Origin of the sequence: Mycobacterium sp. 1423905.2 (genome assembly GCF_001673155.1) — a bacterium.
Taxonomy (GTDB): Bacteria; Actinomycetota; Actinomycetes; order Mycobacteriales; family Mycobacteriaceae; genus Mycobacterium.
In genome coordinates this window covers 1-25537 of sequence record NZ_LZLE01000141.1, presented here as the reverse complement: position 1 = coordinate 25537, position 25537 = coordinate 1, and the positions used below count along the sequence as shown (strand labels likewise).

Here is a 25537-nt window from a genome sequence, read left to right as displayed (position 1 = left end):
AAGTCCAAGTAGATCTTGGTGCCCAGCAATTTCTCGATCTGGGTGCGCGCCGCACTTCCGACTTCACGTAGCCGCGCTCCCCCTTTCCCGATGACGATTCCCTTCTGGCTGTCCCGCTCGACGTACAGCACGGCGTGCACGTCGACCAGGTCGTCGCGTCCCTCGCGCGGCTCGACCTCCTCGATCACCACCGCCAGCGAATGCGGCAGTTCGTCGCGCACTCCCTCCAGGGCCGCCTCGCGAATGAGCTCTGCCATCAAGACCTCTTCGGGCTCGTCGGTCAGCTCACCGTCTGGGTAGTACGCCGGACCGAGCGGCAACACGGCGGCCAGCACGTCGACCAACACGTCCACCTGCTCACCGGAAATGGCCGAGACCGGGACGATCTCGGCAGCTGGCCCGACGAGCTCGTTCACGGCCACCAGTTGAGCGGCCACTTTGTCCCTGGGCACCTTGTCGATCTTGGTGACGATGGCCACCAGCGTCGTCTTCGGAGCGACCGCCTGAATCTGCTCGACGATCCACCGATCGCCCGGGCCGATCGCTTCGTCGGCGGGAATGCAGAGCCCGATGACGTCGACCTCGGCGTAGGTGTCCCGCACCAAGTCGTTCAACCGTTTGCCGAGCAAAGTTCGCGGCCGGTGCAGTCCCGGGGTGTCGACGAGGATGATCTGGAAATTCGGCCGATGAACGATGCCCCGAATGGTGTGCCGGGTGGTCTGCGGACGCATCGACGTGATGGCGATCTTCGTGCCGACCATCGCGTTGGTCAACGTCGACTTACCGGTATTGGGCCGGCCGACCAAACACACGAAGCCGGAACGGAATTCAGCTGGTGCCATCAGAGGTCGGCGTCCTCGGCGTCGAACTGGTCAGCCATGCTGATCGACTTCCTGGCCGTCCAACTCTGAGCCGTCGGATTCCACCGGGCTGAGTAACACCGTGCCGATGCGCATCCGGCCGCGATGATCCCGCCCGCCCTCGGCGTGCAGCCGCAGACCGTGTGACACCACCTCGGCGCCGGGCAGCGGAACTCGGCCCAATTCCAGTGCCAACAAGCCACCTACGGTGTCGACGTCGAGGTCATCGTCGAATTCCACGCCGTACAACTCGCCGACGTCCTCGATGGGCAGTCGCGCCGAGACGCGGTAGCGCTGATCGCCGAGCTCTTCCACGGGAGCCGTTTCGGCTTCGTCGTACTCGTCGGCAATTTCACCGACGATTTCCTCGAGGACGTCTTCGATGCTGACCAGGCCGGCGATGGCGCCGTACTCGTCGACCAGCAGGGCCATGTGGTTGCGGTCGCGCTGCATTTCGCGCAGCAACGCGTCCAGCGGCTTGGAATCCGGCACGAACACCGCTGGACGCATTATCTGCGCGACCGTTGTTCCGCGCCCGCCGCCGGGGGTATACATCGTTTGACGGACAAGGTCTTTCAGATACACCACGCCGATGATGTCGTCGATGTTCTCGCCGATCACCGGGATCCGCGAATGTCCGCTGCGCACCGCAAGATTCACCGCTTGAGCGGCGGACTTGTCACCTTCGATCCAGATCATCTCGGTGCGCGGCACCATCACCTCCCGGGCCGGGGTATCCCCGAGTTCGAAGACCGACTCGATCATCCGCCGCTCGTCCGCGGCGACCACCCCGCGCTGTTGGGCCAGGTCGACCACTTCGCGCAGCTCGATCTCGGATGCGAACGGGCCGTTGCGCAGGCCGCGGCCGGGGGTCAGCGCGTTACCCAAGACGACCAACAATCGGCTGATCGGCATCAGCAGCCACGAGATGGCTTGTAGTGGCAGCGCGGCCGTCAGCGCGATGGAATACGCGTGCTGGCGACCCAGTGTGCGCGGGCCGACACCGATCACGACGAAGCTGGTGACCACCATGGTGGCCGCTGCGACCATCAGACCGCGATTGGCGCTGAGGTTGTGCATGAAAAACGCCACCATCAGCGCCGTCGCGGTGACCTCACAGACGATGCGGAGCAGCACCACCAGGTTGATGTAACGCGGCCGGTCGGTCATCACCTTGAGCAGCGCCACCGCGCCGGGCCGTTCTTCGCGCACCAGTTCGTGCACCCGGGCCAGGGACACGGTGCTGATGGAAGCGTCGATGGCCGCGAAAAGGCCGCCCAGGCCGATCAAGACAATCGCTCCGAGCAGTTGGTCGACGCTGTTCACGGTTGGTCGAAATACCTTGACTTGTCCAGCAACCGGCGATCCCGCTCGTTCTGACGGTCGTACTGGTAGGCCTCGACTTGATCGGCGACCCACTCCTCGAGCAGCCGGTCCTGCAGGGCGAACATCTCGCGTTCTTCGTCCGGCTCGCCGTGGTCGTATCCGAGGAGGTGCAGCACGCCGTGCACGGTCAGCAGCGCCAGTTCGTGACCGAGACTGTGGCCGGCCGCGGCGGCCTGTTGGGCGGCGAACTCCGGACACAGCACGATGTCACCGAGCATCGCCGGTCCCGGTTCGGGGGCGTCGGGACGACCGCCGGGCTCGAGTTCGTCCATGGGAAAGCTCATCACGTCGGTGGGGCCGGGCAGATCCATCCACCGCATGTGCAAGTCGGCCATCGCGGCGGTGTCCAGCAGCACCATCGACAGCTCGGCCCCGGGATTGACGTCCATCTTGTCGATGACGAAGCGGGCGACGCTGACCAATTCGGCTTCGGAGACGTCGATGCCCGATTCGTTGGAGACTTCGATGCTCATCGGTTCGTCTGGTCGTTGTGCACTGACTTCACCGCATCATCATCGACGACCGCGGCTGGCCGACGCGCGGCGAGCCGCCCGATTCATGCCGGCGCCCGGCTCCTCGTACCGCGCGTAGGCGTCGACGATCTCCGAGACCAGTCGGTGGCGCACGACGTCTGCGCTGGTCAGCTCGGCGATGTGGATGTCGTCGATGTCGTCGAGGATGTCGACCGCCGCGCGCAAACCGGACCGGGCACCACCGGGCAGGTCGACCTGGGTGATGTCACCGGTCACCACGATCTTCGAGCCGAACCCGAGCCGGGTCAGGAACATCTTCATCTGTTCGGGCGTGGTGTTCTGCGCCTCGTCGAGAACGATGAACGAGTCATTAAGCGTGTTGTGGGTGAGCAGGCAGTCCTCGGTGACGTACAACGAATCGGCGGCCGCGACCTGGATGCACACGGCTTCTTCGGTACCCGCGGATTCGATCCGATCGATGAACCGTTTCGGCTGCCCGCCGCAAGCCGCGTCGTATCTTTCGGCCTTTCGGGCCAACCGGAACGGAACGATTCCTGCCGGTAATCGGATATCGACGATGTGAGCGTCTGAGCGGTGGTGCACGGCTCGACCTCGCGCCAGTCCCGGCTGGCGTCCGGCCGATGGCCTCGTGCGGAGATAGGCCACACCACCGAGGGACTGTACGAGGAAGACAACGTCGTCTCGCAACCGGTCGGACACGGTGGTGAATTGGATACGGCAGGTGCGTCCAGTGTGAGTAACGGGTCGGCCGTCGGAATCGAGAAGACCTTGCAGCACCGCCACGCGCACCTCGGGCGCATTGAGCAGATATTCATCGGGGATGAACTTGGTGTCGGAACGGGTACCTGCCAGACCGAGCAGCCGCAGAACGCGAGTGACGGGATTGGCTGTCGTGATGACTTCCCCCGGAGCGGTGATGCGGTTGAGGATGTAGTCCACTGTGGACGTAGGCCGCACCCGAATCCCCGGGATGAGGCGCTGCAACGACTTGGCGAGTTCGGGATCGGTTGTCGCAAAAAACGGAGTCGTCGAACCCGTTAGGCACCCGTCGCCCAGCAGCAGCCCCAGAGCGTAGGGATCAAGAGGCACTGGCCGCGCACCGAACTCCACCGGCGCGGTCAACAACGGCAGTTCATACCGGTGATGATGCGCGGCACGAAGATTGCCGATCATTTCTTTCGTTTGCAGGACGCGCGCCGGTTTTCCGCGCCTCCGGTCAGCCCGGGTGTACACCGACCACAGGTGATCCCCGGAGGCAAGCGTCGACGATCCATCCTGAGTGAAAACCCGATAGATCTCCTTGAACCCCTGTGGGTAGACGCCCAGGACTTCGGTTGGACGTCCATCGGATCCGATGACGTTGTCGCCGACGTGCAATTCACCGATAGGACGGAAACCGTTGGGCGTCAGAACCTTTGTGGACACCGGTTGCGCCCTACCGCGCATGTATGCCAGCGGCGCGACCTCAATTACCCCGGCGGACATGAGCTTTGGGATCAGTTCGGAGTCCATCATGTCGTACAACGCGTCGTACAACGGCCGTAGGTAGGGGTCGATTTTCTCGCTCAGCGTGCCGGGCAGGAAACCAAGGCGTTCACCGGCTTCCACTGCGGGACGGGTGAGGATGATGCGGCTGACCTGCTTGGTCTGCAGCGCGTTGACCGCCTTGGCCATGGCGAGATAAGTCTTGCCGGTCCCGGCCGGACCGATGCCGAACACGATGGTGTGGGTGTCAATCGCGTCCACGTAGTGCTTCTGATTCAGCGTCTTGGGCCGGATCGTCTTGCCGCGCCGGGACAAGATGTCGAGGGTGAGCACTTCGGCGGGTGACTCGTTGCCGGTGCCGACCAACATCGCGACGCTACGGCGCACCACTTCCGGTGTCATCGGCTGACCACTGGCGACGATGGCGACCAACTCCGAAATCGCCCGCTCGGCGAGCGCGACGTCGGCCGGCTCGCCGGAGAAGGTGACGGTGTTGCCGCGCACATGCAGATCAGCATTCAGCGCACGCTCCAGCGCACGGAGATTTTCGTCGGCCGAACCGAGTAGACCCACGACGAGATCGGGCGGAACGTCGATGCTGCTGCGAACCTGGGCGGCGGAGGATGCGTCAGCATCGCGGGTTTCGCGGGGCGTCACGTGGCTTCTAATGCCTGCTTTCTGGCCATTCAAACGGGCAGTATCGAATTTTTAGTCTACCGCTGGTCACCGACCGCGTCCCAAAGATTCACCGTCCGGCAGGTAGCACCGCGGCTGCTGGGAGCCGGTATTTTCGCAGGGAAAGTGCGAGTAAGGGCCGGCGAATTACAGGCTCGATCCAGCGTCCCACCGCCCGGTCAGCACGCCCAGTGCGCCCAACGCGACCGCGGCCGCCGTCGAAGTGCGCAGCACCGTAGGTCCCAGCCGGACGGGCACGGCACCCGCCTCGGTCAACGCGGTGATCTCCTCAGGTGCGATGCCGCCCTCCGGGCCGACGATCAGCACCAGCGATTCCGCCTCGGCGACCGCCAGTTCGGCGAGTCGATCGGTCGCCGACTCGTGCAAGGCCAGCACCGTCGCGCCAGCGCCTACCCGCTCGCGCACCTGCCCGGTCAACGCCGCGGTCGACAGCACGCCGTCCACCGACGGGATGTGCGCGCGCCGGGATTGACGGGCCGCCGAGCGCGCGACCGCACGCCAGCGACGCAACCCCTTGTCCATCCGCGGGCCCGACCAGTTGGCGACGCAGCGCGCGGCCTGCCAGGCGAGAAACGCGTCGGCCCCCGCCTCGGTGGCCAACTCGATGGCCAGTTCGGAACGTTCCGACTTGGGCAGCGCTTGCACCACCGTGACCGCCGGCCGCCCCGGCGCGACGTGCCACCGCTCCAACACTCGCGCGCTCAGACCATCACGTCCGGCGCGCTCTACCGTGCAGCGGGCCAGGCCTCCCGCGCCGTCACCCAACACCAGCTCTTCGCCGGGACGGATGCGCCGCACCGTGGCGGCATGGAAGCCCTCATCACCGGATACGACGGCCAACGCGCCGGGCTCGGGTAGAGCATCGACGTAGAACAGCGTCGCCACCATGTGCGCGCCCGCAACCGCCTAGCGCCCGGTGAAGGTCTCGCGCAGCCGGCTGAACAGTCCCCCGCTCGCGCCGCCGTGGGTAGAGCGCACCTCAGCGACGTCGCGGCCACGCCGGTTCTTCAGCTCGCGCAGCAGTTCGGTGTCGTGATGATCCAACCGGGTCGGCACCACCACGTCGACGTGCACATGCAGGTCGCCTCGGGCCGTGGAGCGCAGCTGCGGCATGCCGCGGCCGCGCAATGTGATCACCGAACCGGGCTGCGTGCCGGGCGGAATGTTGATCTCGCTCATTCCGTCGAGGATTGCGTCGATGGTGACCGTGACGCCCAGCGCCGCATCGACCATCGGCACCGAGACGGTGCAATGCAGATCGTCGCCCTCCCGGACGAAGATGTCGTGCTGCTGTTCGTGGACCTCTACGTACAGGTCACCGGCCGGACCGCCGCCCGGTCCCACCTCGCCCTGAGCGGCGAGCCGGACCCGCATCCCGTCGCCGACACCGGCGGGGATCTTGACGCTGATGTCGCGGCGGGCCCGCACCCGGCCGTCGCCCATGCACTGGTGGCACGGGTCGGGGATCACCGAACCGACCCCGCGGCAGGTGGGACACGGGCGCGAAGTCACCATCTGGCCGAGCAGCGAACGCTGCACCGTCTGAACCTCGCCACGTCCACCACAGGTGTCGCACGGCATGGGCGCCGAATCGCCGTTGGTGCCCTTGCCCTGGCACCGGTCGCACAGCACGGCGGTGTCGACAGTGACCTGCTTGGTGACCCCCGTCGCGCACTCTTCGAGGTCCAATCGCATGCGCAACAGTGAGTCCGAACCGGGCCGCACCCGACCCACTGGACCGCGCGACGCCGTGGCGCCGCCGAAGCCGCCGCCGAAGAAGGCCTCGAAGACGTCTCCCAGGCCCCCGAACCCGCCGAAGCCGCCGGCCGAGGCGCCCGCGGTTTCCAGCGGATCCCCGCCCAGGTCGACGATGCGCCGCTTCTCCGGGTCGCTGAGCACCTCGTAGGCGACGCTGATCTCCTTGAACTTGGCCTGCGCCGCCTCGTCGGGATTGACGTCGGGATGCAGTTCACGCGCTAGCTTGCGATAAGCGCGTTTGATCTCCGTTTCACTGGCGCCTCTACTGACGCCGAGCAGCCCGTAGTAATCGCGTGCCACGAGTTACCTTTCTAAGCCTGTCCGGACCGCGTCGCGCGGCCCGCTGAGTTCCGTGCCGGGCGCGCGGTCATCGAGCACCCAGCACTTCGCCGATATACATGGCAACCGCGGCAACACTCGCCATAGTTCCCGGATAGTCCATCCGCGTGGGCCCGACAACGCCCATACCGCCGTAGACCGTGTCATTGCTGCCGTAGGCGGTGGTCACCATGGAGGTGCCGGCCATCTGTTCGGCTTCGGTTTCGTGCCCGATGCGTACCGTCACTTTGCCAGCCTCTTGCTGAGCCGCCAGCAGCCGCAGCACTACCACCTGTTCCTCGAGCGCTTCCAGGATGGAACGCAGCGAGCCGCCGAAGTCGGCGGCGTTGCGGGTGAGGTTGGCCGTCCCGCCCAGCAGCAGGCGTTCCTCGGTGTGCTCGACCAGCGATTCCAGCAGGACCGTCGCGGCACGGCCCACGGCGTCGCCCAACCCGCCGGCGCCATGCAGTTGCCCAGCCAGATCAGCCACCGCGACCGAGGCCGCCGACAGCTTCTTTCCGTCGAGCGCCTGGCCGAGCATCTCCCGCAATTGGGAAAGCTGGTGGTCGTCGATGACGTCACCTAGTTCGACGATGCGCTGGTCGACGCGTCCCGAGTCGGTGATGACCACCATCAGCAGCCGGGCGGGCGTCAGCGCGATGACCTCGAGATGACGCACGGTCGAGGAGGACAACGTGGGGTACTGGACGACGGCGACCTGGCGGGTCAACTGGGCCAGCAGGCGAACCGCCCGGCGCAGCACGTCGTCGAGGTCGACGCCGGACTCCAGGAAGCTTTGAATCGCTCGTCGCTCGGCCGAAGACAAGGGTTTGACGTCATGCAGGCGGTCGACGAATTCGCGGTAACCCTTCTCGGTGGGCACTCGTCCGGAGCTGGTGTGGGGCTGAGTGATGTACCCCTCGGCCTCGAGCACGGCCATGTCGTTGCGGATGGTGGCCGAGGAGACCCCCAGGTTGTGCCGTTCCACCAACGACTTGGAGCCGATGGGCTCTTTGGTGGCGACGAAGTCGGCGACGATGGCGCGCAGCACCTCAAATCGACGCTCGTCGGCAGTTCCCATCGACTATCACCTCCCGCACCACCTGGACCGATTCATTTTACGGTCTCATGAGAGACCGACAGTTCAGCTGCGCTCGGGGCGGCGCAGCCCAGTGCCGCCGGCGCACCAGTCGAGGAGTTTTCCAGCTAGCCTGTCCTGCATGGTTTCGTCGAGCTCGAATGACGCGTCAGAAGAGATTCGGCAATGATCTTCAAGGGTGTTCGGGAAGGCAAGCCATACCCGGAACATGGGCTCACCTACCGCGACTGGTCCCAGATTCCGCCGCAGCAAATCCGGCTTGACGAATTGGTCACAACCACCACAGTGTTGGCCCTCGATCGTCTGCTCTCGGAGGATTCCACCTTTTACGGCGATCTATTTCCGCACGCAGTGAAGTGGCGCGGCATCACCTACCTCGAGGACGGATTGCACCGCGCGGTGCGCGCCGCGCTGCGGAACCGGACGGTGTTGCATGCCCGAGTCTTCGACATGGACATATCGACGAATGGGCAGCGGTAGCCGGTCACGTTTTCCCCTTGCCGGGTGTCGAGCTAGGTAAAGCACCGCTCAGGAGGACGCCATGGCACGAATCAACGGAATCTCCGACCAGGACGCCGGCTTGGCCGCGAAGTTGGCCTTCTTCTTCACCAAGCGCCGGTTCATCCGGATGACCGGACGGGAATGCCCCACCATGCTCGAACCGTTGCGGATGTATGCGCACCTGCCGCGACTGTTGCGGGCCTACGGTCGCCTCGAACAAGCGGAGGACAAGCTCGACGTCCTGACTCCGCGGCAACGGGCACTGGCCGAACTCAAATCGGCGACGACCGCGCGCTGCGAATTCTGCATCGACCTCGGTTCACAGATCGCGCGCGGACTGGGCATCACCGACGAGGAGTTGCTGGCCATGTCCGACTACCGCAACGCGGCCTGCTTCTCCGACGTCGACAAGCTGATCCTGGAGTACGCCACCGCCATGACCCGAACGCCGGTCGAGGTCAGCGACGAGCTTTTCGACGCGTTGCGGGCCCACTTCGACACCCCGCAATTGGTCGGGCTGACCCACATCATCACGCTGGGAAACCTGCGGGCCCGGTTCAACCTCGCGCTCGGCATCGGTTCCTCGGGCTTGTCAGCCGGCGCGGTGTGCGCGCTGCCCGATGCGCACCACGCATGACCACCGACCCCACAATGATGGCACGCTTCGCGGCGTGCCGGCCTCAGTTGAAGGCGGTGGCCTACCGCATGTTGGGTTCGGTTGACGACGCCGAAGACGCGGTTCAGGAGGCGTGGCTGCGCCTGAGCCGGGCCGAGTGCGACGGCATCGCCAACTTGGATGCGTGGCTGACCACGGTGGTGGCGCGCATCTGCCTGAACATGCTGCGCGACCGGCGTTGTCGGGAAAACGAAGAACTGGTCGCGCGGATCCCCGATCCGTTGGTGGACAGCGAAGGCGAATTCGACCCCGAACACCGGGCGATGCTGGCCGACGCGGTAGGCCTGGCTTTGTTCGTCGTGCTGGACACGCTGTCGCCCGCCGAGCGGCTGGCGTTCGTGTTGCACGACGCGTTCGCCGTGCCGTTCGAGCAGATCGCACCGATTGTCGACCGGTCTCCGGAAGCCGCGCGCAAGCTGGCCAGCCGCGCCCGCCGCCGAATCCAGCAAGCCGACCCTCAGCCCGACGGCGACCTGGTGGCGCAACGGGAGGCGGTCGACGCCTTCTTCGCGGCCGGCCGCAGCGGTGACTTCGACCGGTTGGTGGCGGTGCTGCACCCCGAGGTGGTGCTGCGCGGCGACTTCGGATCCGGCGCCGCAGTCTTCCACGCCCAGGGCGCGGCGGCCGTGGCCAGGTTGGCGCGCAGTTATGCGGGCCCGGACCGGCAAGTGTGCCCCGCCTACGTGAACGGCGCCGCGGGTGCGGTGATCCTCGTCGCCGGCCAGCCCTCGGCGGTCATGGGTTTCGTCGTGCGTGGGAATCGGATCGCCGCGATCGACGTGCTGGCCGATCAGTCACGAATCGCCAGGCTCGACCTTGCCTCCCTAGGCGAGTGACGGTCAGTGACCGGCGGCTTGCAGCAGCGCCATCGCCGAGTTGCGCGACAGCACCCAGCCGCCCTGATTGACGAAGGTGACGTTCTGGGTGACTGGGGTGGCCAGCTTGGGTCCCGACACCGCGACGTCGGCGGTGGCGGCGCCGGCCGCACCGGGCTGGATGTTCGACACGGTGAACGCCAACGGCAGGTCACCGTTCTTGGCGGCCTTCTTGAGCTCGTGATCAGCGAGATGCGCCTCGGTTCCTCCGATGCCGCCCTCGACGAGGTTGCTCTTGTTGGTGAATGACACGTTGGGGTCAGCCAAGCTGTTCAGCAGCCCGGTCAGCTGTCCGGCGGTCGGCAGGTTGGTAGCCGGGGCCGGTACCGGCGCTGGGTCTTGCGGCAGCGGTGCACCGAAAACGACCGGCTGAACCTGGTAGGTGATGGGTCCCGTGGACGCGCCGTAGGCCACACCGGCAGCGGCGGCTCCGATAGCGGCTACCGCGGCCACGCCCGCGGCCAGTGATTTGATGGTGTTCATGAGGCGTTTCCCCCTTCGATGACACGGGCAAGTCCGTGTTGCGGTTGTGCAGCTTGTTACTGGTGTTTCGTTCGCTTGGCTGGCCACGTTACAGGCGGATCCCTATGAAGTTCGCACCCGAAGCTATGGCCACGCTGTGTGAGAGTTGTGATCCGCTCTAGCCTTCGGCGAGCACCTCTTCGTCGGTCAATGCTGCCACATCCAGGTAGTGACGCGCGATCAGCGCCAACCGTTCCGGCGTGCCGCGGGCGGCCTCGCGGTTCTCCAGACGTGCGGCGAAGCCGGCCACGGTGCGGGCTGCAAACAGGTCAGCGACCACCGCGTGATCGACTTCCAGCCAATCGCGCACGCGCGCGATGACGGTGGTGGCCAGCACCGAATCACCGCCTAACGCAAAGAAATCCTCGTGCACGCCGAGCGACTCTTTGCCCAGCACCTCCGCGACGATCTCGGTGATCGCGGCCTCTACATCGCTGCGCGGACCGCCGTCTTGCAACTCGGCAGCTTCGGGTTCCAGCAGCGCGACGACCGCTCGTCGATCGAGTTTGCCGTTGGCCGTCAACGGGATTCGCTCGAAGAACACCACGCGGGTGGGAACCATGTAGCCGGGCAACAACTTCGCGACCGCTGTTGTGATATCGCCGATCTCCCCCGGATCACCAGCGACAGCGGCAACCAGCTTGGGCGCGGCGGCGGCGTCGACGACTGCGGCGACGACGTGGCGCACTCCGGGCACGGTGCGCAGCGCGCTCTCCACCTCGCCCAGTTCTACCCGGTAGCCACGAATCTGCACTTGGTGATCAGCCCGGCCGAGGAATTCGATGGTGCCATCGGGCCAGTACCTGGCCAGATCACCGGTCTTGTACCAGCGGATGCCGTCGTGCTCGAAGAAACGCTCCGCAGTGCGGACCGGGTCGTTGCGGTAGCCCGCCGCCACGTTCGCACCGCCCACCCAGAACTCCCCGGGGACCCAGTCCAGGCAGTCCCGGCCGGACGGTGACACCACCCGACACCGCACGTTGCGCAATGGCACACCGAACGGCACCGTCGCCCAGTGCGCTGGTGGTTCGCCGACCACCTCACAGATGGTGTTGTGGATGGCCGTCTCCGTCGCGCCGCCCAGCCCGGAGAATCGGCATCCCGGTACCTGCCGGGCCAGTCGGCGGGCCAAGTCGGCACCCACCCAGTCACCACCTAAAGTGACGGCGCGCAACGAATCACCGAGCCGGTTGCCGCCGAGCTCCAGAATCATGTCCAACATGCTCGGGACGCAGTTGAGGATCGAAACCCGATGTTGGCGCAGCAAATCCACCCACGTGGTAGCGGCGGCCTTCTCCTCGGAATCGACCGCGACCAGCGAGCCGCCCGCCGAGAACATGCCGAAGATGTCGTACACCGACGCGTCGAATTCCAGGGCAGACAGCGCCAGCACTCGGTCTTTGCCGCTCACGTCGAACCAGTCGTTCACCGCGTCAATGGTGTTCATCGCCGCGCTGTGCGGAACATCGACACCCTTGGGCACTCCGGTGGAACCGGACGTGAAAATCACGTATGCGATCTGATCGGTCGACGGTATCACCGGGTCTTGCAGGGGTTCTCGATACGCCATGGCCGCGTCAATGGAAACGCAGGGAATCGACGTACCCATGTCCGCGCCGTCTACCGTCAGTGCCGCCACCACGTCGGCGGTCTGAAGAATCTTGGCGCGGCGCGCATCTGGCTGGTCGAAGCCGATCGGGACGTAGGTCCCGCCAGCGGCGAGCACCCCGAGCACCGCCGGAATTTGAGTGCGACCCTTGGGAAGCTGGACGGCGACCGCGTCTCCGGAACCGACCCCGTAGGCACGCAGCGCCCCGGCTACTGCCAGCGCATGCTCGGCGAGCTCCCGGTAGGTCCAGGCGCCGGCATCGTCATCGACACCCCATACCACTGCGGGTGCCTCCGGGGTGGCCGCGGCATGGTCGAAAAACCCTTGGTGCAGGCATCGTTCGCTGACCGGGCCGTCGGTGGCGTTGATCGCGGCGCGTACCGTCGCTTGATCGCTCGGCAAGCACACCGTCGCGTCGGCATCCCAGCCCGCGTCACCGTCGGCGAGGCGGGCCACCGCATCGGTGAACCGGGCGAACATGGCATCGATCAAGCCATGCGGGAACGCCGATTCACGCACGTCCCAGTTGAGCAGCAGTCCGCCCCGCAACTCGGTGACCTGAGCGTCCAGCAACACTTGAGGTCCTTGCGAGATGATCCACACGGGCTCACCGAAGGTTTCGACGACCGTCTCGGCGAAGAGCTCACCTAGGTCCAAGGCGCTGGTGAACACGACCGGCGCCAAAACCGGTTCGCCTCGATGCCTGCCGAGATCACGCAACACCTCGAGGCCCGAATGGGCCGAATGCGAACCGCTTTCGTACATGCTGCGCTGCACAGCGCGCGATCGCTCGGTGACCGACATGCGCTCGGTGACATCGACCTCCAGCATGATCGAGGAGGTGAAGTCGCCGATGAGCCGATCGATGTCCGGGTGCACCGAGTCGCGTTGAAAGAGCGGCACGTTCAGCAAGAACTTGGTATCGGCGGACCACCCTCCGATGGTGTCGGCGAAGACGGCCGCCAACGCCATCGCCGGTGTGACACCACGGGCGTGCGCGCCGGCTATGAGCTTGTCCTTGGCGTGCGGGGGCAGCCAGTGGTCGTAGCGGACGGTGCGGTGGGGGGCGCGCCGTTCGCCGACCGCGACGGTGGGCAATTCGGGTGCTCCGGGTAGCTGAGGTAGCCGCTGGTGCCACCACTGCCGGTCTCGCTCCCGCGCCGCGCCGTCGCTGCGCCGTTCGGTGCGGTAACGCCGGTAGGTGTATCCGGGCGGCGCGATTGTGCCACCTCGGTACAAGTCAGCCAGATCCGAGACCAGTACCCGGTAGCTCATGGCATCGCCGGCCAGCATGTCGACGTCCAGGTGCAGCCGGCTGCGGTTGTCGTCGCACAGCGTCAAGGTGACGTCGATGACCTGCGCGTCTTCGATGGCCAAGCGTTGGTGGGTTTTCCGGTACCGCAATTCGTTGAGAGCGGTTTTCGCGCGGTCCGCAGTTTCGCCCCGCAGGTCCACCACCGAGTACACCGGTTTACCCGGGGTCGGCATGGTTTGTTGCGTTCCATCCGGCAGGAATCGGGTTCGCAACATCGGGTGTGCCGCCACCAGGTCTGCCACTGCGCGCTCTAGGCGAACGGGATCGATTGCGGCGCAGTCGAACTCCACGTACAGGTGGGCGGCGACGCCGCCGAGCTGCTGTTCGTCGGACCGTCCTATCCAGTACGCGTGTTGCATGGTGGCCAACGGGAATGGCTCCTCGTCGGCCACCGGCTCGGCCGGTGCCTGGGCCGGCGACTGCGGCGCCGACTGACCAGTGTCGGCGCCGAGCAATCCGTACCACGAGTCGACCGTCGGAGCGGCGGCGAGTTGGGCGAAAGTAATGTCGGCTCCGCGCTTGCGCCATCCCCCGGCCAGCGCCATGATGCGAATCGAATTGAGTCCCAACTGGATCAGGTCGTCGTGGTCGGCGACGTCGTCGGCGGGGCAACCGAGTTGGGCCGCGATGGTGGCCCGGATCTCGTCCCTGCTTATCCACTCCTCGCCGAGCGGCTCCATTGCGGTCCTTTCTAGGCCAGGTGTCCGTCGAGTCCGGCGGCGACGGCGGCGATGGCGCGCTGCCACAACCGGGTCAGGCGGTCGATGTCGGTCGGGGTGAACAGCGCTTCGCTCCAGCGCCAGTTGCTGATCAGCTGGGTGCCTTGCGGCGTGCTGGCGACGAAGGCGCTGATGTTCAGGGCGAACCGCAGTGGGAGGTCCGGTTCGGGCGCGTTCGGCAGTGCTTCCAGATACGGGCCGCCGAGTAACGACCACGGTTGGTCGGTAGCCGCGCCCAGGTCCAGCCGGCCCAGATAACTGAACTGGATCTGTGGTTCGTTGGCCGCCTGCAATTCGGGGAGGCGCTCGACGTAATGCAACAGTCCGTAGTCCAGGCCCTCGTTCGGGACTTCGCGCAGCTGCGTGACCACGGAATCGACCAAGGCGTGGGCCGCGCTGGGGTTGCGTTCGGCCTGCTCCACATCGACCGCGGCGGTACCCACCCCGAACCGCGCCGGATAGGCACTGGTGAACCAGCCCACTGTGTTGGTGGTATCGGTGTCCAGGACCGCATCGGCGCGCCCATGGCCTTCCAGCGCGACGAGCGTGCCCGCCGCCGGGTCCTCGCCCCGCACACCTCGCCAACTCGCCATCGCGATCGTCGTTGCGGCCAGCAGTGATTCGCGAACGCCTTCCTCCTTGGTGAGGCTGGCCAGCAGGGAGGTTGTCACGTCGACCGGCGAAACCACCTGAGTGACGTGCAACGTGGACCAGGTGTCTCGGCTCGGGTCGGGGTGACGGGCGCCCAGCGCCGAGTCCGGCGGACAGACCTGAGACATCCAGTAATCGCGTTGTGCGTGGACCTCTGGTGTGGCCGCCCGCTGCCACATCAGTTCACACCAGCTTCGGTAAGAGGTGAACTCCGGCAACATCTTCGGCGTCACACCGGCCTGCACGCAACGCCAGGCTTCGGTGATATCCCCCAGCATGATGTGCCATGACACGACGTCCACGGTCAAGTGATGCGCGGTGAGCAGCAGCACATCACCCGGCTCGGCGCCGGGGCCGGCGCCGGTGAACCAGACCGCGCGCATCATCGCACCGGCATAAGGGTCCATCTCATCCATGACCGTTCGCGCCGAAGACCCGATTGCAGCGATCAGCTCGTCGTTGTCCGGCGTGGCCAGGTCCACCCGGGTCAACAGGTCTGCCGCGTTCACGACGCCGGGCTCGCGGGTGACTAAGCGCGGTCCGGCAGTGGTATCGATTAGCACGGATCGCAACGTGTCGTGGCCGTCGAGAAGCAGCTGAATCATCGACTCGATGGAGGCACGGTCGATCCCGGATGGCAGCCGTAACAGCACGGTGTGGGTGAACCGCCGGAAGTCGCCGTGCTCGTAGAGCCAGGACACCATGGGCAGCGGCAGCACCTCGCCGTATTCGGCGCGTTCGATAGCCGTATGCGTTCCGACGGCCGAGTCGATCAGCAGTGCCAGCTCTCGAATGCTGGGTGCGGCGAACACCATTCGGGGACTCACGGTGAGTCCGCGCCGACGGGCCTTGTGCACCAGCGAGATCGCGACGATGCTGTCCAATCCGAAAGCGAAGAAGTCGTCGTCGAGGTGTGGCACCGCTCCGTTGAACTGTTCGGCGAAGAGGTCACACAGCACGCGTTCGGTGTCGGTTGACGCCGACACCGGTTGGCCACCGGTGACGGCTGACAGCGCCTCTTCGGCCAGGCGCTCCAAAGCGTGGCCATCGAGTTTGCCGTTGGCGTTGATCGGCAGCGAGGGCAGGGTCACGATCCGCGCGGGAACCATGTATGACGGCAGCCGATCACCGAGCGCGCCGCGCAGTCGAGCCGGGTCACCGTGATCGGCCCGCCACACAACGAATCCGACGAGGGTCGTGGTGTCGTCCCGTCGCAACACGACGACGGCGGCGTCGTGAACGTCAGCCTGGGCACGCAGCGCAGCCTCGATCTCCCCTATCTCGACCCGGTAGCCGCGGATCTTGACCTGGGTGTCACCCCTCCCCAGGTACGCGTAACCGCCATGCGAGAGCCGGCGCACCAGGTCCCCGGTGCGGTACATGCGGCGGCCAGGTCGGAACGGGTCGGCGACGAAACGGGCAGCGGTCATGCCCGGTTGCCCGACATAGCCGCGGGCCAGCTGTCCGCCGGACAGGTACAGCTCCCCGACCACACCGGTGGGCACCATCCGCAGCGCTGAATCCAGAACGTAGCCAAAGGTTCCGGCGTTGACGGTGCCGATCGTCGGAGCGGGATAGCTCTGGACCGGCGCCACCATCGCCTCAACCGTCATCTCGGTGGGTCCGTAGCAGTTGTAGACCGCGGTCGAGGACAACGCCCGTAGCCGCTCCCACAGCACGCTGTTGATGGCTTCACCGCCGAGAGCCAGCACCGCCAGGTCGTGGTCGAGCAGACCGGCCGCTTTGAGCTGCACAAGCATCGAGGGGGTGGTGTCGATCATGTCGATCCCGAACGCGGCCATTCCCTTGACCAGACGGTCGGCATCGCGCATCTCTTCGGCGTCGAAAAGATGAACGGTGTGACCGTCGAGCAGGCCGACCATGGGCTGCCAGGACGCGTCGAAGCTGAACGACCACGCGTGCGCGATGCGCAACGGGCGGTTCAGCCGCGCCACGGCCGGCCGGTACACGCGGTCGCGGTGGTCGGCGAAATAACTCAACACCGCGGCGTTGGAGTCGATGACGCCCTTAGGTTCACCGGTCGACCCGGAAGTGAAGATGACGTATGCGGCCTGCTCGGCATGCCGGTGCACGGTCGGAGCCACCGTGGATCGACGCGCGATGCGTTGGGCTACCGCCTCATCGTCGACGACCAGAGCGCGACCACTCATGCCGACCAGGTGTGCGCATGCCGTTTCGGTGATCGCGAGCGCCGGGGCAGCTTGCCGCAGAATCGATCCGACGCGCGCCTCGGGCAGCGTGACGTCTACGGGCAGGTAGGCGCCGCCGGCGGCAAGCACAGCCAGGATGGCGACGACGGACTGCGTCGAGCGCGGCAGCACGAGCGCAACGACCGATTCCGGGCCCACTCCGTGCGCGCTGAGCTCATCCGCTAAACGACTCGCCGCGTCACGCAATTCGGCATAGCTGTAGCGCTCGCCGTTGCTGGCGGTCAGCGCGGCGGCGTCCGGGCTGGCTCTAACCTGCCGCTCGAAACGCTGCCAGATCGTCTCAGTTGGCGCCGGGTCGGCGAGAGTGGCGAGCTGGGCAACCTCGGCTCGCTCTGCCGCGGTGAGAACGTCCAGAGCATCGGCAGTTTCGTCGCCGATGTCGGGCAGTTGCCGCAGTACGCCAACCAGCCGTTGGCAGATCTGCGCCGCGGGCAGATGCGGAAGTGTTTCGCGGATGGCCTCCACCACCACGACGAGTGCGTCGTCGCTCATATGGGAGACCACCGTCAGTGGGTAATGCGTCAGGCTTTCCATCTCGACCGGACAGAACTGGGCGCCGTCGGCGGTGGTGACGGTGCGGATCGCGTCTTCGATAGGGGCGTTCTCGAACACGAACAGGGTGTCGAACATCGCGCCGCGACCGTGCGCGCGCTGCAACTCCGAAAGGCTCAGGTAGCCGATGTCGCGCATCGCCGACGACTCTTTTTGCAGCCGCACGCATTGCTCGACCACCGAGGTGGTGTCGCTGACCTGGTGCACGACCGGCACGGTGTTGATGAACAACCCGACCATGCTCTCCACCCCGGTCAGATGCTCAGGACGGCCGGAGACGACGGTGCCGAAGACGACGTCACGCCGGTCGGTGAGTCGGCTCAACACCACCGCCCACGCGAAAAGCACCGCGGTGTTGAGCGTCAATCCGTTGCGACCGGCCCAGTTTCGCAGACGCGTAGTCTCGGCCGCAGGCAGCAATAGATCGGCTTTTTCGGGCACCGCGTTCGGCGCGGTGCCGTCGCCGACCATCAGCGGTCCGGACACACTGTTCAGATACTCGGTCCACGTGCTGATCGCCGTCGCGGTGTCCTGTTGGGCTAGCCATGCGATGTAGTCCCGGTAGGGGCGCGGCTCCGGCAGTCCCTCGGTTGATCCGCCGGCTTGGTAGACCGCGAGCATTTCGGTGAAGAAGATGGCGAGCGCCCAGCCATCCATCAGGATGTGGTGTGCGGTGAAGATCAACCGGCGTCGGGTTTCGCCGGGCACGTTGAGCAGCACCACCCGCAGCGCCGGGCCTCGGCTCAGATCGAAGGGGCGGCGCCGCTCGGAGCGGGCGATCGCGTCGAATTCGGCTGGCGCCGCTGTTCGTTCGGTCCAGGGCAGTTCGGCGCGGTCGGGCACGATCTGCACCGGCTTGGGGACGTCGCGGTCCCAGAAGGAGGCGCGGAGGTTCGGGTGCCGGTCCAGCATCGCCCCGGCGCTGCGACGCAGCAGGTCGACATCGACGGGTCCGTCGAGGTCGACCCTCAACTGCATGGTGTAAAGGTCGATGCTGTCTTCGGCCAGCCGGTATAGCGCGAACAATCCCTGCTGTAACGGGCTCAGCGCGAGGACGTCTTCGATCTTCGGCGCCGCCGTGGTCACGCGCGCCTCACGACTGTTGCTCCCAGGACGCGGTCAGCGCGGCGAGCGCATCGGCGTCCAAGCCCGATGCGCTCATCGGCTCGGCTTGCGGTGTGGGCTCCGAATCGCCCTGTTGCAATGCAGCTTCCGTGGCGGCGTCGACCGCCGCGGCCAACTCGGCGATGGTCAGGTGTTCGAACACCATGGCCGGGGTGAGCGCCAGTCCCTGTGCGGCCGCCCGCGCCGACCATTGCACCGAGATGATGCTGTCTCCGCCGAGGGCGAAGAAGTTGTCTTCTCGATCCACGTCGGTGATGTCGAGTAACTCCTCCAGCAAGGCGATGAGCGCCTGCTCGGTTTCCTCCGAACCCCCGACCACCGGAGCGGCGTGTCCCGCGCCCGCCGGAGTGGCCGGCGCGCGCAACGTCTCCATGACCTCAAAAGGCAACAATTGCACTGCGGACAACCGACTTTCGGGGGTGGTCGCGAACGCATCGAGCGCCGCGTCGAAGGCCTGTCCGATCAGTTCGACCGTCTCCGGTTCATACAGATCTGCGTTGGCGACGATTCGCACGTCCAGTTCGGCGTCCGGGGTGACATTCAACCCGACGTTGAGGTCGAGCAGGGAAATCTCGAAGTCCATCGGCAGCGGCACCACTGTCGTTTCACCGGATCCGGTGACATCGCGCGGCATCAGCGCCCAGTCCTCGCCCCGGAAGTGGATCGACGTTTGGAACAGCGGGTGATTTCGCGACGGCGACCGCGGTGGGTTGAGCGCCTCGACGACGCGTTCAATCGGAAGCTCCTGATGCGCCAGCGCATTTAGGACCACGTCGCGGCTGGTGGCGACCGCGGCACGCAGGCTGGGATCACCGGACAGATCGTTGCGCAGCACGACCACGTTGGCGCACGGCCCGGTCACGTTTGTGGTGGTCAGGTCGACTCGGGCTGCCACGGGGCTGCCGATCGGGATGTCGGTGCCGCCGCCGAGCTTGTGCAACAGAACAGCAAGTGCCGCTTGGTAAACCATGAATTCGGTTGCGCCGGTTTGCTCGGCCAGTTGGGTCAGCGCTGCCCGACGCTGCGCCGACACCGTGAAGTTGACCACTTGGCCGCGCCGGCCCAGAACTGGCGGACGGATATGGTCGGCCACGAGCGGAATCTCATACGGCATCTTGGACAAGGTGGCGCGCCAATGCGCCAGTTCGGCTTCTCCCCACTCGTTGCTCGCGTCGAATGCCTGCTGCTGCCACACCGCGAAATCGGCGAACTGCAAAGGCAGCACCGGCCACTGGGGCGGCTTTCCGGCCAAGCGGGCACCGTAGGCGGCGAGAATATCGTCGAACAGCACACCCAGCGAAGCATGGTCGGTCACGATGTGGTGCACCAGTAACAACAACACGTGCGAGTCGGGGCCCAGCGCCACGAGGGTGGGCCGAATCAGCGAATCGGTTTCCAGCATAAAAACATATCGGCGCAACTCGGCCACAGTCTCGTCGAGCCGTTCGGCCGGGACTTGCAGAACGGGCAGCTCCACCTCACGCGCCGGATGCACGAGCTGGTACGGAACACTGTCGTGTTCGGCGATGTTGGTCCGGAGCGCTTCGTGCCGGGCGACTACGTCGTTGAGCGCGAGGGCCAGCGCCTCGATGTCGAGCGGACCGCTGAAACGCAGTCCGAGCGCCATATTGAAAACGTCGTTGGCGCCGCGCATCCGGTACTGGAACCACATGGCGAATTGCGAGTAAGACAGCGGAGGCCGTGCGGGACGCACTCCGCCGACCAGTTCCGGGCGAGCCGAATCTTCGGCAGCCGTTGAGCCGGTCGGCTGGTGTTCCAGCACCCGCGCAGCCAACCCGGCCGGGGTGGGGGTGTCGAACACCGCGCGAACGGTCAGCTCCACGCCGAACTCGGCGCGGATCTGGGCGATCAACCGCGCCGCCAGCAAGGAATGGCCGCCCAGGCCGAAGAAGGAATCCTCGGCGCCGACCCGTTCCCAGCCGAACAGCCGCGCGAAGATGGCGCACATCCGCCGCTCGGTCGCTGTTGCCGGATCGCGGTAGCTGCGTACGCCGATGGGAGTCGGTTCGGGCAGCGCCCGCTTGTCGAGCTTGCCGCTCACCGTCAGCGGGATATCCGGGATGACCGCGAATGCGCTGGGCACCATGTAATCCGGGAGCAACGACGCGGTGTGGGCTCGGATCTGAGCCAGGTCTATCGGCGCGGCTGCGCTGAGGTTGTCCTCACCGGTCACCGGTACCAGGTACGCCGCCAGCATGGGTCCTGCTTCGGTGTCTTCGGTGACCACCAGGCAATGCCGCACCGCGGGATGCGTCGCAATGACGGCCTCCACCTCGCCGAGCTCGATGCGGAACCCGCGCACCTTGACTTGTTCGTCAGCGCGTCCGACGAACTCCAGCTCCCCAGCGATGTTGCGACGCACCAAATCTCCTGTGCGATACAGCCGCATACCCGGGTTGAAGGGGTCGGCCACAAATCGCTCGGCGGTCAACCCCGGACGTCCCAGATAGCCGCGCGCCAACTGAACGCCGCCCAAATACAACTCGCCGATCACCTCGGCAGGCACCGGTTGCAATTCCTCGTCCAACACGTAGGCGTAGACGTTGCGGTTGGGCCGCCCGATGGGAACGACGCGTGCGCCGTGCTTGCCCTCGACCTGCATGTGCGTCGAGCAGACCACCGCCTCGGTGGGCCCATAGTGATTGCGCAGTTGCGCATCGAAGTAGGTGCCGAACTGGTCGGCCACCTCGCCACGCAGTGCCTCCCCGCCTACCGGCACGTGCCGCAACTGGCGCCACTCTTTGACCTGAGGCAACAGCAGCAGAGTGCTCAGCATGGAGGGCACCATGTGCAGCACCGTGACGCCGTGCCGGCTGATCAGATCGGCGACGTAGGAGATGTCGCTGAACGCATCGGGTTTCGGGACAACCAGCCGGGCGCCGAGGCACAGGGTGACGAAGATGTCCAGCAGCGAGGCATCGAAGCTCACCGACGACGACTGCAGCAACCGGTCCTCGGCCGTCATACTCCACTCGGCGATGAAGCTGTCGACGTGATCGGCGATGGCGCGGTGTGACACCGCCACGCCCTTCGGTCGACCGGTGGAACCCGACGTGTAGATCACGTAGGCAAGGTTCTCGCTACGCAGCGGACGCAGCCGCTCGGCTTCGGTCAGGGCATCGTCGGGCAGCTGCGCGGCGTGGCGCTCTGCGGTGTCGAAATCAGAGCGGCTCATGACCGTGCGGGGGCGGGCGTCGCTGACCAGATACTCGATGCGCTCGTCGGGGTAGGCCGGGTCGATCGGCAGGTAGGCCGCACCGGCTTTGAGGACGGCGAGCATCGCGACAAGAAACTCGATCGAGGTCGTCATGCGCAGTCCGATGATGTCTTCGGTGCCGAAGCCTTGCGCAGTGAACCAGCGCGCCAGCCGATTTGCCCGACGGTGCAGCGCGTCGTAACTCAATTCGGCTTCGTCGGACACCAGTGCCACGGCATCTGGTGTGGCGGCCGCGGTGGCCTCCAGCATGGCCACCAGCGTGGTGGTCACAGGTACGGCGAGTTCGCCATGTGACTGCGCCAGCACGTCGTCGCGTTCCCCCGCACCGAGGATGTCCAGACTGGCCAGGCGGTGGTCGGGTGCTGTGAGCGCATTGTCCAGCAACTGCACGTAGTGAGTGAGCATCTGGTCGACCAGCGCGGTGTTCAAAACATCGGTCTGATACTCGAATTCGGCCAAGACACCTTCGGGTTCCAGAAGCGCTGCCAGCGCAAGCGGCAGGTGGGCGGTTACCGCGCCCAATTCCAGTTGCTGCACCGCGACGCCATCCAGCGCCAATCCCATGACGCTCCTGCGCATGCTGAAACCGAGACGAACAAGCTGGTCCATCCCGTCGTGCCCCATCCGCTCGGGATTGACTTCGCGCACCACGCGATCGATTCCGACGGATTGGTGGGCGAAGCCGTCGAGACAGGTGTCGCGAACCGAACCGACGAACGAGGCAAACGTGTCAGGTGACCGGGCAATGAGCCGCAACAGCAACGTGTTGCCGAAATAGCCGATGGCGCCGTCGGCGGCCGCGCGACGGTCGGTGACGGGCACAGACACCAGGAAGTCGGACGCGCCGGTATAGCGGCGCACCAGCACACCGAATGCGGCCAGCAACACCATGAACGGCGTAGCAGCGTGCTCGCGGGCGAATTCTTCGATGCGGCCGTACAGTTCGGCCGGCAGCGCTCGAGTGCGACGTTCGGCCTGCCGGGACGGATGTGCGGCAGCCACACCGGGCAGCTGCAACGGCTCGGGCGAGGGTCGCAACCTGTCCGCCCAATAGCCGACGTCGCCCATGGTCGGTTCGGTAGCGGTCTCGAGTACTTCGACCGCTACGAATTGGGGTACGTCCGGGCTGAGTTGGCGACCGTTGTATGCCGCACTCAGGTCGTTAAAGAAGACGGCCCAGGAGTCGTCGTCCCAGCAGATGTGATGCGCGACGAGCAACAGCACGAATTCGTCTGAAGCGGAACGAATCAGCGTGATGCGCAGCGGCAGATCGTTGACCAAGTTGAATGGCCGGCCGAATTCGGCGCGAGCCAACGCCTCGATTCGGCGGTCGCGCTCGTCGGCGGCCAGCGCCGCCACATCGACTTGCTGCCACGCGGGCTCGACGTCGTCGGCGAAGATCTGGTAGGGCTCGCCTTCGCTGTCCACCCCATAATTGGTCCGCAAAATGGCGTGCCGCGAGACCACATGATGCACCGCCGCCCGCAGCCGCGCCTCGTCGACGGCGCCGGTCAGTCGGTAGGCGACGCAGATGTTCAGGGTCGAGTCCGTGGGGTCCATCGTCTGCAAGAACCACATTCGCCGCTGACCGGTCGACAACGGATAACGCTCGCCAGCCCGCACAGTCGGCTTATCCGCGGAATGGCTAGCCGCCAGACCGCTTTCGGCGATCCGGCGCCGCAACAGCTCCCGACGACGTTCCTGCAACGTCTTGGCATCGTCTGCCATCACTCACTCCACTCCTACATACGTCGGAATCAGCTCTGGCTGGTCAGGTAGCCGCCGCGCACGAAGAATTCAGCCCCATCACACTCCGCCCCCGTCCCCGTGCGCACCCGCGTGATCACCAATCCACGGTTGCCGCCTCGATAGGTGTTGGGGCCGCATACCACCGCCCCACCGCCCTCTTGCACGATCACCCGGCCGGGCGTGCCGCCATAGCGGGCCTCCGACACTCGCGCAGCAAGCACCTCGACGCGTTCACCCCGGTAGAAGGCGAATGCGCGCGGATACGGGTCGGAGAGGGCGCGCACGAACCTCTCGAGATCTTCGGCCGGCCAGTTCCAGTCGATCAGGCTGTCCCGCTCCGAGCGCTTGTGGAAGTAGGTCCGGTCCGCCTTGTTCTGCGGCCGCCATACCGCGGTGCCGGACTCCAACGCGCTCAACGCATCTCGCACGGCACCCGGAATCAAGTCCATACCACGCAGCACCAGGTCGGTACCCGTGTCGGTGGGGCCGATCGGCAACGAACGTTGAATCAAAATGTCTCCGGTGTCCAACCCGTCATCCATCCGGTGCACGGTCAGCCCGAATTCGGTCTCACCGCTGATCAACGCCCACAACACCGGAGAGAACCCGGTGAACTTGGGCAGCAGGGAGTCATGCAGGTTCAGCGTTCCGTGCGGCGGCAGATCGTAAAGCTCCGGCGGCATCCAGCTGTACCAGCTGTTGACGACGATGACGTCGGGTTCGACGCGCTTGACCACGTCGATGGTCTCGGCGTCGACCCGCTCGGTGATGTGCAGCGGGATGCCCCGGCTGCGCGCGAGGTCCTCGACCGAGTCCGACCAGATCGCCTTGTACGAGTGCTCGCTTGCCGGATGCGTGACCGCAAGCACGACGTCGTGACCCAGGTCGAGCACCGACTGAAGGGTTTTGCACCCCCAGGTCTGGAAGCCGAACGTCACGACGCGCATACGTGTCCCCTCTGTCTCCTCTGCGTCCCCTGAGCCGTTGCCACACCACTCGCCGAGGCACAAAGCGAGTTCAGCGGATTATGTTAGCCTTCGCTAACTTGCTTGGCTCTTGCGGCTGCTGTCAACCCGGCGGAGCCGACCGCGCGCCAGTCGGGTGGTCGCCGAACCCGACCTCGGCAACCGAGCGGTCGGCAGGGCCTTCCACCAAGCCGGGAATTTCGGAACATCGGCCTCGAAGAACCGGACAAGCGGCTCCTGCTGAAGATGCGCCAGGGGCCGTGCGGGATGGAATCCGGCAACGTCGATTATGTTAGCCTACGCTAAGTTCTCGGCCGGGAAAGGTAGGAGTGCATGCCGCGCACACTGGGGTGGATCAGGCAATTCCACAAACCGGACTCGCCCGACCTGCCGCCGCTGCTGGTCTTCCCGCACGCCGGCTCGGGCGCCTCGGCCTACCGAGCCTTCTCGAAGGCACTGAGCCGGAATTTCAGCGTCATCGTCTTCCAGTATCCGGGGCGCCAAGACCGGGCTGCCGAGGCGCCGCTGGCCACCCTCCCCGAAATCGCCGAAGGTGCATTCGCCGAATTCGTCCACTCCGCACACAACCGCGGGGTTCCCATCGTCACCTTCGGGCACAGTATGGGCGGTTGGGTCGCCTTCGAGTTCGTTCGGCTGGCCGAGGCCCACGGCGTCGATGTGCGGCGGCTCAACGTCTCGGCGTCGGTCGCCCC

15 protein-coding genes and 3 pseudogenes are annotated in these 25537 nt (G+C 65.8%); 4 read left to right on the top strand and 14 right to left on the bottom strand.

The window, feature by feature from the left end:
* From era to hrcA, 9 genes and pseudogenes are all read right to left on the bottom strand, one after another.
* Positions 1-842, bottom strand: an 842-nt coding sequence (gene era, locus A9W95_RS07970; protein WP_067410537.1) for a GTPase Era, incomplete at its 3' end; no start/stop codon positions are given.
* Positions 843-872: 30 nt separating this feature from the next.
* Positions 873-2186 carry a hemolysin family protein gene (locus A9W95_RS07965; protein ID WP_067410534.1) on the bottom strand — a complete coding sequence of 438 codons (1314 nt, stop codon included), beginning with the start codon at positions 2184-2186 and terminating at the stop codon, positions 873-875.
* A complete protein-coding gene (ybeY, locus tag A9W95_RS07960; RefSeq protein ID WP_067410531.1) occupies positions 2183-2719 on the bottom strand; it encodes an rRNA maturation RNase YbeY in 537 nt (178 codons plus the stop codon). The genes A9W95_RS07965 and ybeY overlap by 4 nt, the downstream gene beginning before the upstream one ends.
* A 39-nt stretch (positions 2720-2758) precedes the next feature.
* Positions 2759-3100, bottom strand: a pseudogene (locus tag A9W95_RS27805) (PhoH family protein); the annotation flags it as partial.
* Between the two features lie 261 nt (positions 3101-3361).
* Positions 3362-3913 (bottom strand): annotated as a pseudogene (locus A9W95_RS27800) (LAGLIDADG family homing endonuclease); the annotation flags it as partial.
* Positions 3914-4174: 261 nt separating this feature from the next.
* A pseudogene (locus A9W95_RS27795) lies at positions 4175-4882 on the bottom strand (PhoH family protein); the annotation flags it as partial.
* A gap of 165 nt (positions 4883-5047) precedes the next feature.
* On the bottom strand, positions 5048-5809 hold the full coding sequence (locus A9W95_RS07950) for a 16S rRNA (uracil(1498)-N(3))-methyltransferase (protein ID WP_067410526.1): 762 nt from the start codon (positions 5807-5809) through the stop codon (positions 5048-5050).
* 18 nt (positions 5810-5827) lie between these two features.
* Entirely contained in the window at positions 5828-6979 is a 1152-nt protein-coding gene (gene dnaJ, locus A9W95_RS07945; RefSeq protein WP_067410522.1) for a molecular chaperone DnaJ, read from the bottom strand.
* Between the two features lie 67 nt (positions 6980-7046).
* The gene (hrcA, locus tag A9W95_RS07940) at positions 7047-8078 is read right to left on the bottom strand and encodes a heat-inducible transcriptional repressor HrcA (protein WP_067410519.1); all 1032 of its coding nucleotides are present in this window, start codon (positions 8076-8078) and stop codon (positions 7047-7049) included.
* A 183-nt stretch (positions 8079-8261) separates the two neighbouring features.
* Between hrcA and A9W95_RS07935 the strand changes: the two genes are divergently transcribed.
* The 3 genes from A9W95_RS07935 (at position 8262) to A9W95_RS07925 (ending at position 10109) form a co-directional block, all read left to right on the top strand.
* Positions 8262-8576: a type II toxin-antitoxin system VapB family antitoxin gene (locus A9W95_RS07935; protein WP_067410516.1), complete on the top strand. Its 315-nt coding sequence runs from the start codon at positions 8262-8264 to the stop codon at positions 8574-8576.
* A 61-nt stretch (positions 8577-8637) separates the two neighbouring features.
* Positions 8638-9234 carry a carboxymuconolactone decarboxylase family protein gene (locus tag A9W95_RS07930; protein ID WP_067410514.1) on the top strand — a complete coding sequence of 199 codons (597 nt, stop codon included), beginning with the start codon at positions 8638-8640 and terminating at the stop codon, positions 9232-9234.
* Positions 9231-10109, top strand: a complete 879-nt coding sequence (locus A9W95_RS07925; protein ID WP_067410512.1) for a sigma-70 family RNA polymerase sigma factor — start codon at positions 9231-9233, stop codon at positions 10107-10109. The genes A9W95_RS07930 and A9W95_RS07925 overlap by 4 nt, the downstream gene beginning before the upstream one ends.
* Positions 10110-10112: 3 nt before the next feature.
* Here the strand turns inward: A9W95_RS07925 and A9W95_RS07920 are convergent, their stop codons facing one another.
* From A9W95_RS07920 to A9W95_RS07900, 5 genes are all read right to left on the bottom strand, one after another.
* Entirely contained in the window at positions 10113-10631 is a 519-nt protein-coding gene (locus A9W95_RS07920; protein ID WP_067410510.1) for a hypothetical protein, read from the bottom strand.
* Between the two features lie 157 nt (positions 10632-10788).
* Entirely contained in the window at positions 10789-14274 is a 3486-nt protein-coding gene (locus A9W95_RS07915; RefSeq protein WP_067410508.1) for a non-ribosomal peptide synthetase, read from the bottom strand.
* Positions 14275-14285: 11 nt separating this feature from the next.
* Positions 14286-18833 (bottom strand): non-ribosomal peptide synthetase, encoded by a 4548-nt coding sequence (locus A9W95_RS07910; protein ID WP_067410506.1) that lies wholly within the window; start codon positions 18831-18833, stop codon positions 14286-14288.
* A gap of 7 nt (positions 18834-18840) precedes the next feature.
* A complete protein-coding gene (locus A9W95_RS07905; protein ID WP_067410503.1) occupies positions 18841-23838 on the bottom strand; it encodes a non-ribosomal peptide synthetase in 4998 nt (1665 codons plus the stop codon).
* Positions 23839-23867: 29 nt separating this feature from the next.
* Positions 23868-24806: a methionyl-tRNA formyltransferase gene (locus tag A9W95_RS07900; protein ID WP_067410500.1), complete on the bottom strand. Its 939-nt coding sequence runs from the start codon at positions 24804-24806 to the stop codon at positions 23868-23870.
* A 351-nt stretch (positions 24807-25157) separates the two neighbouring features.
* On the opposite strand from A9W95_RS07900, the gene A9W95_RS07895 reads away from it, so the two are divergent.
* The coding region (locus A9W95_RS07895; protein WP_156746066.1) for a thioesterase II family protein at positions 25158-25537 on the top strand (380 nt) is incomplete at its 3' end.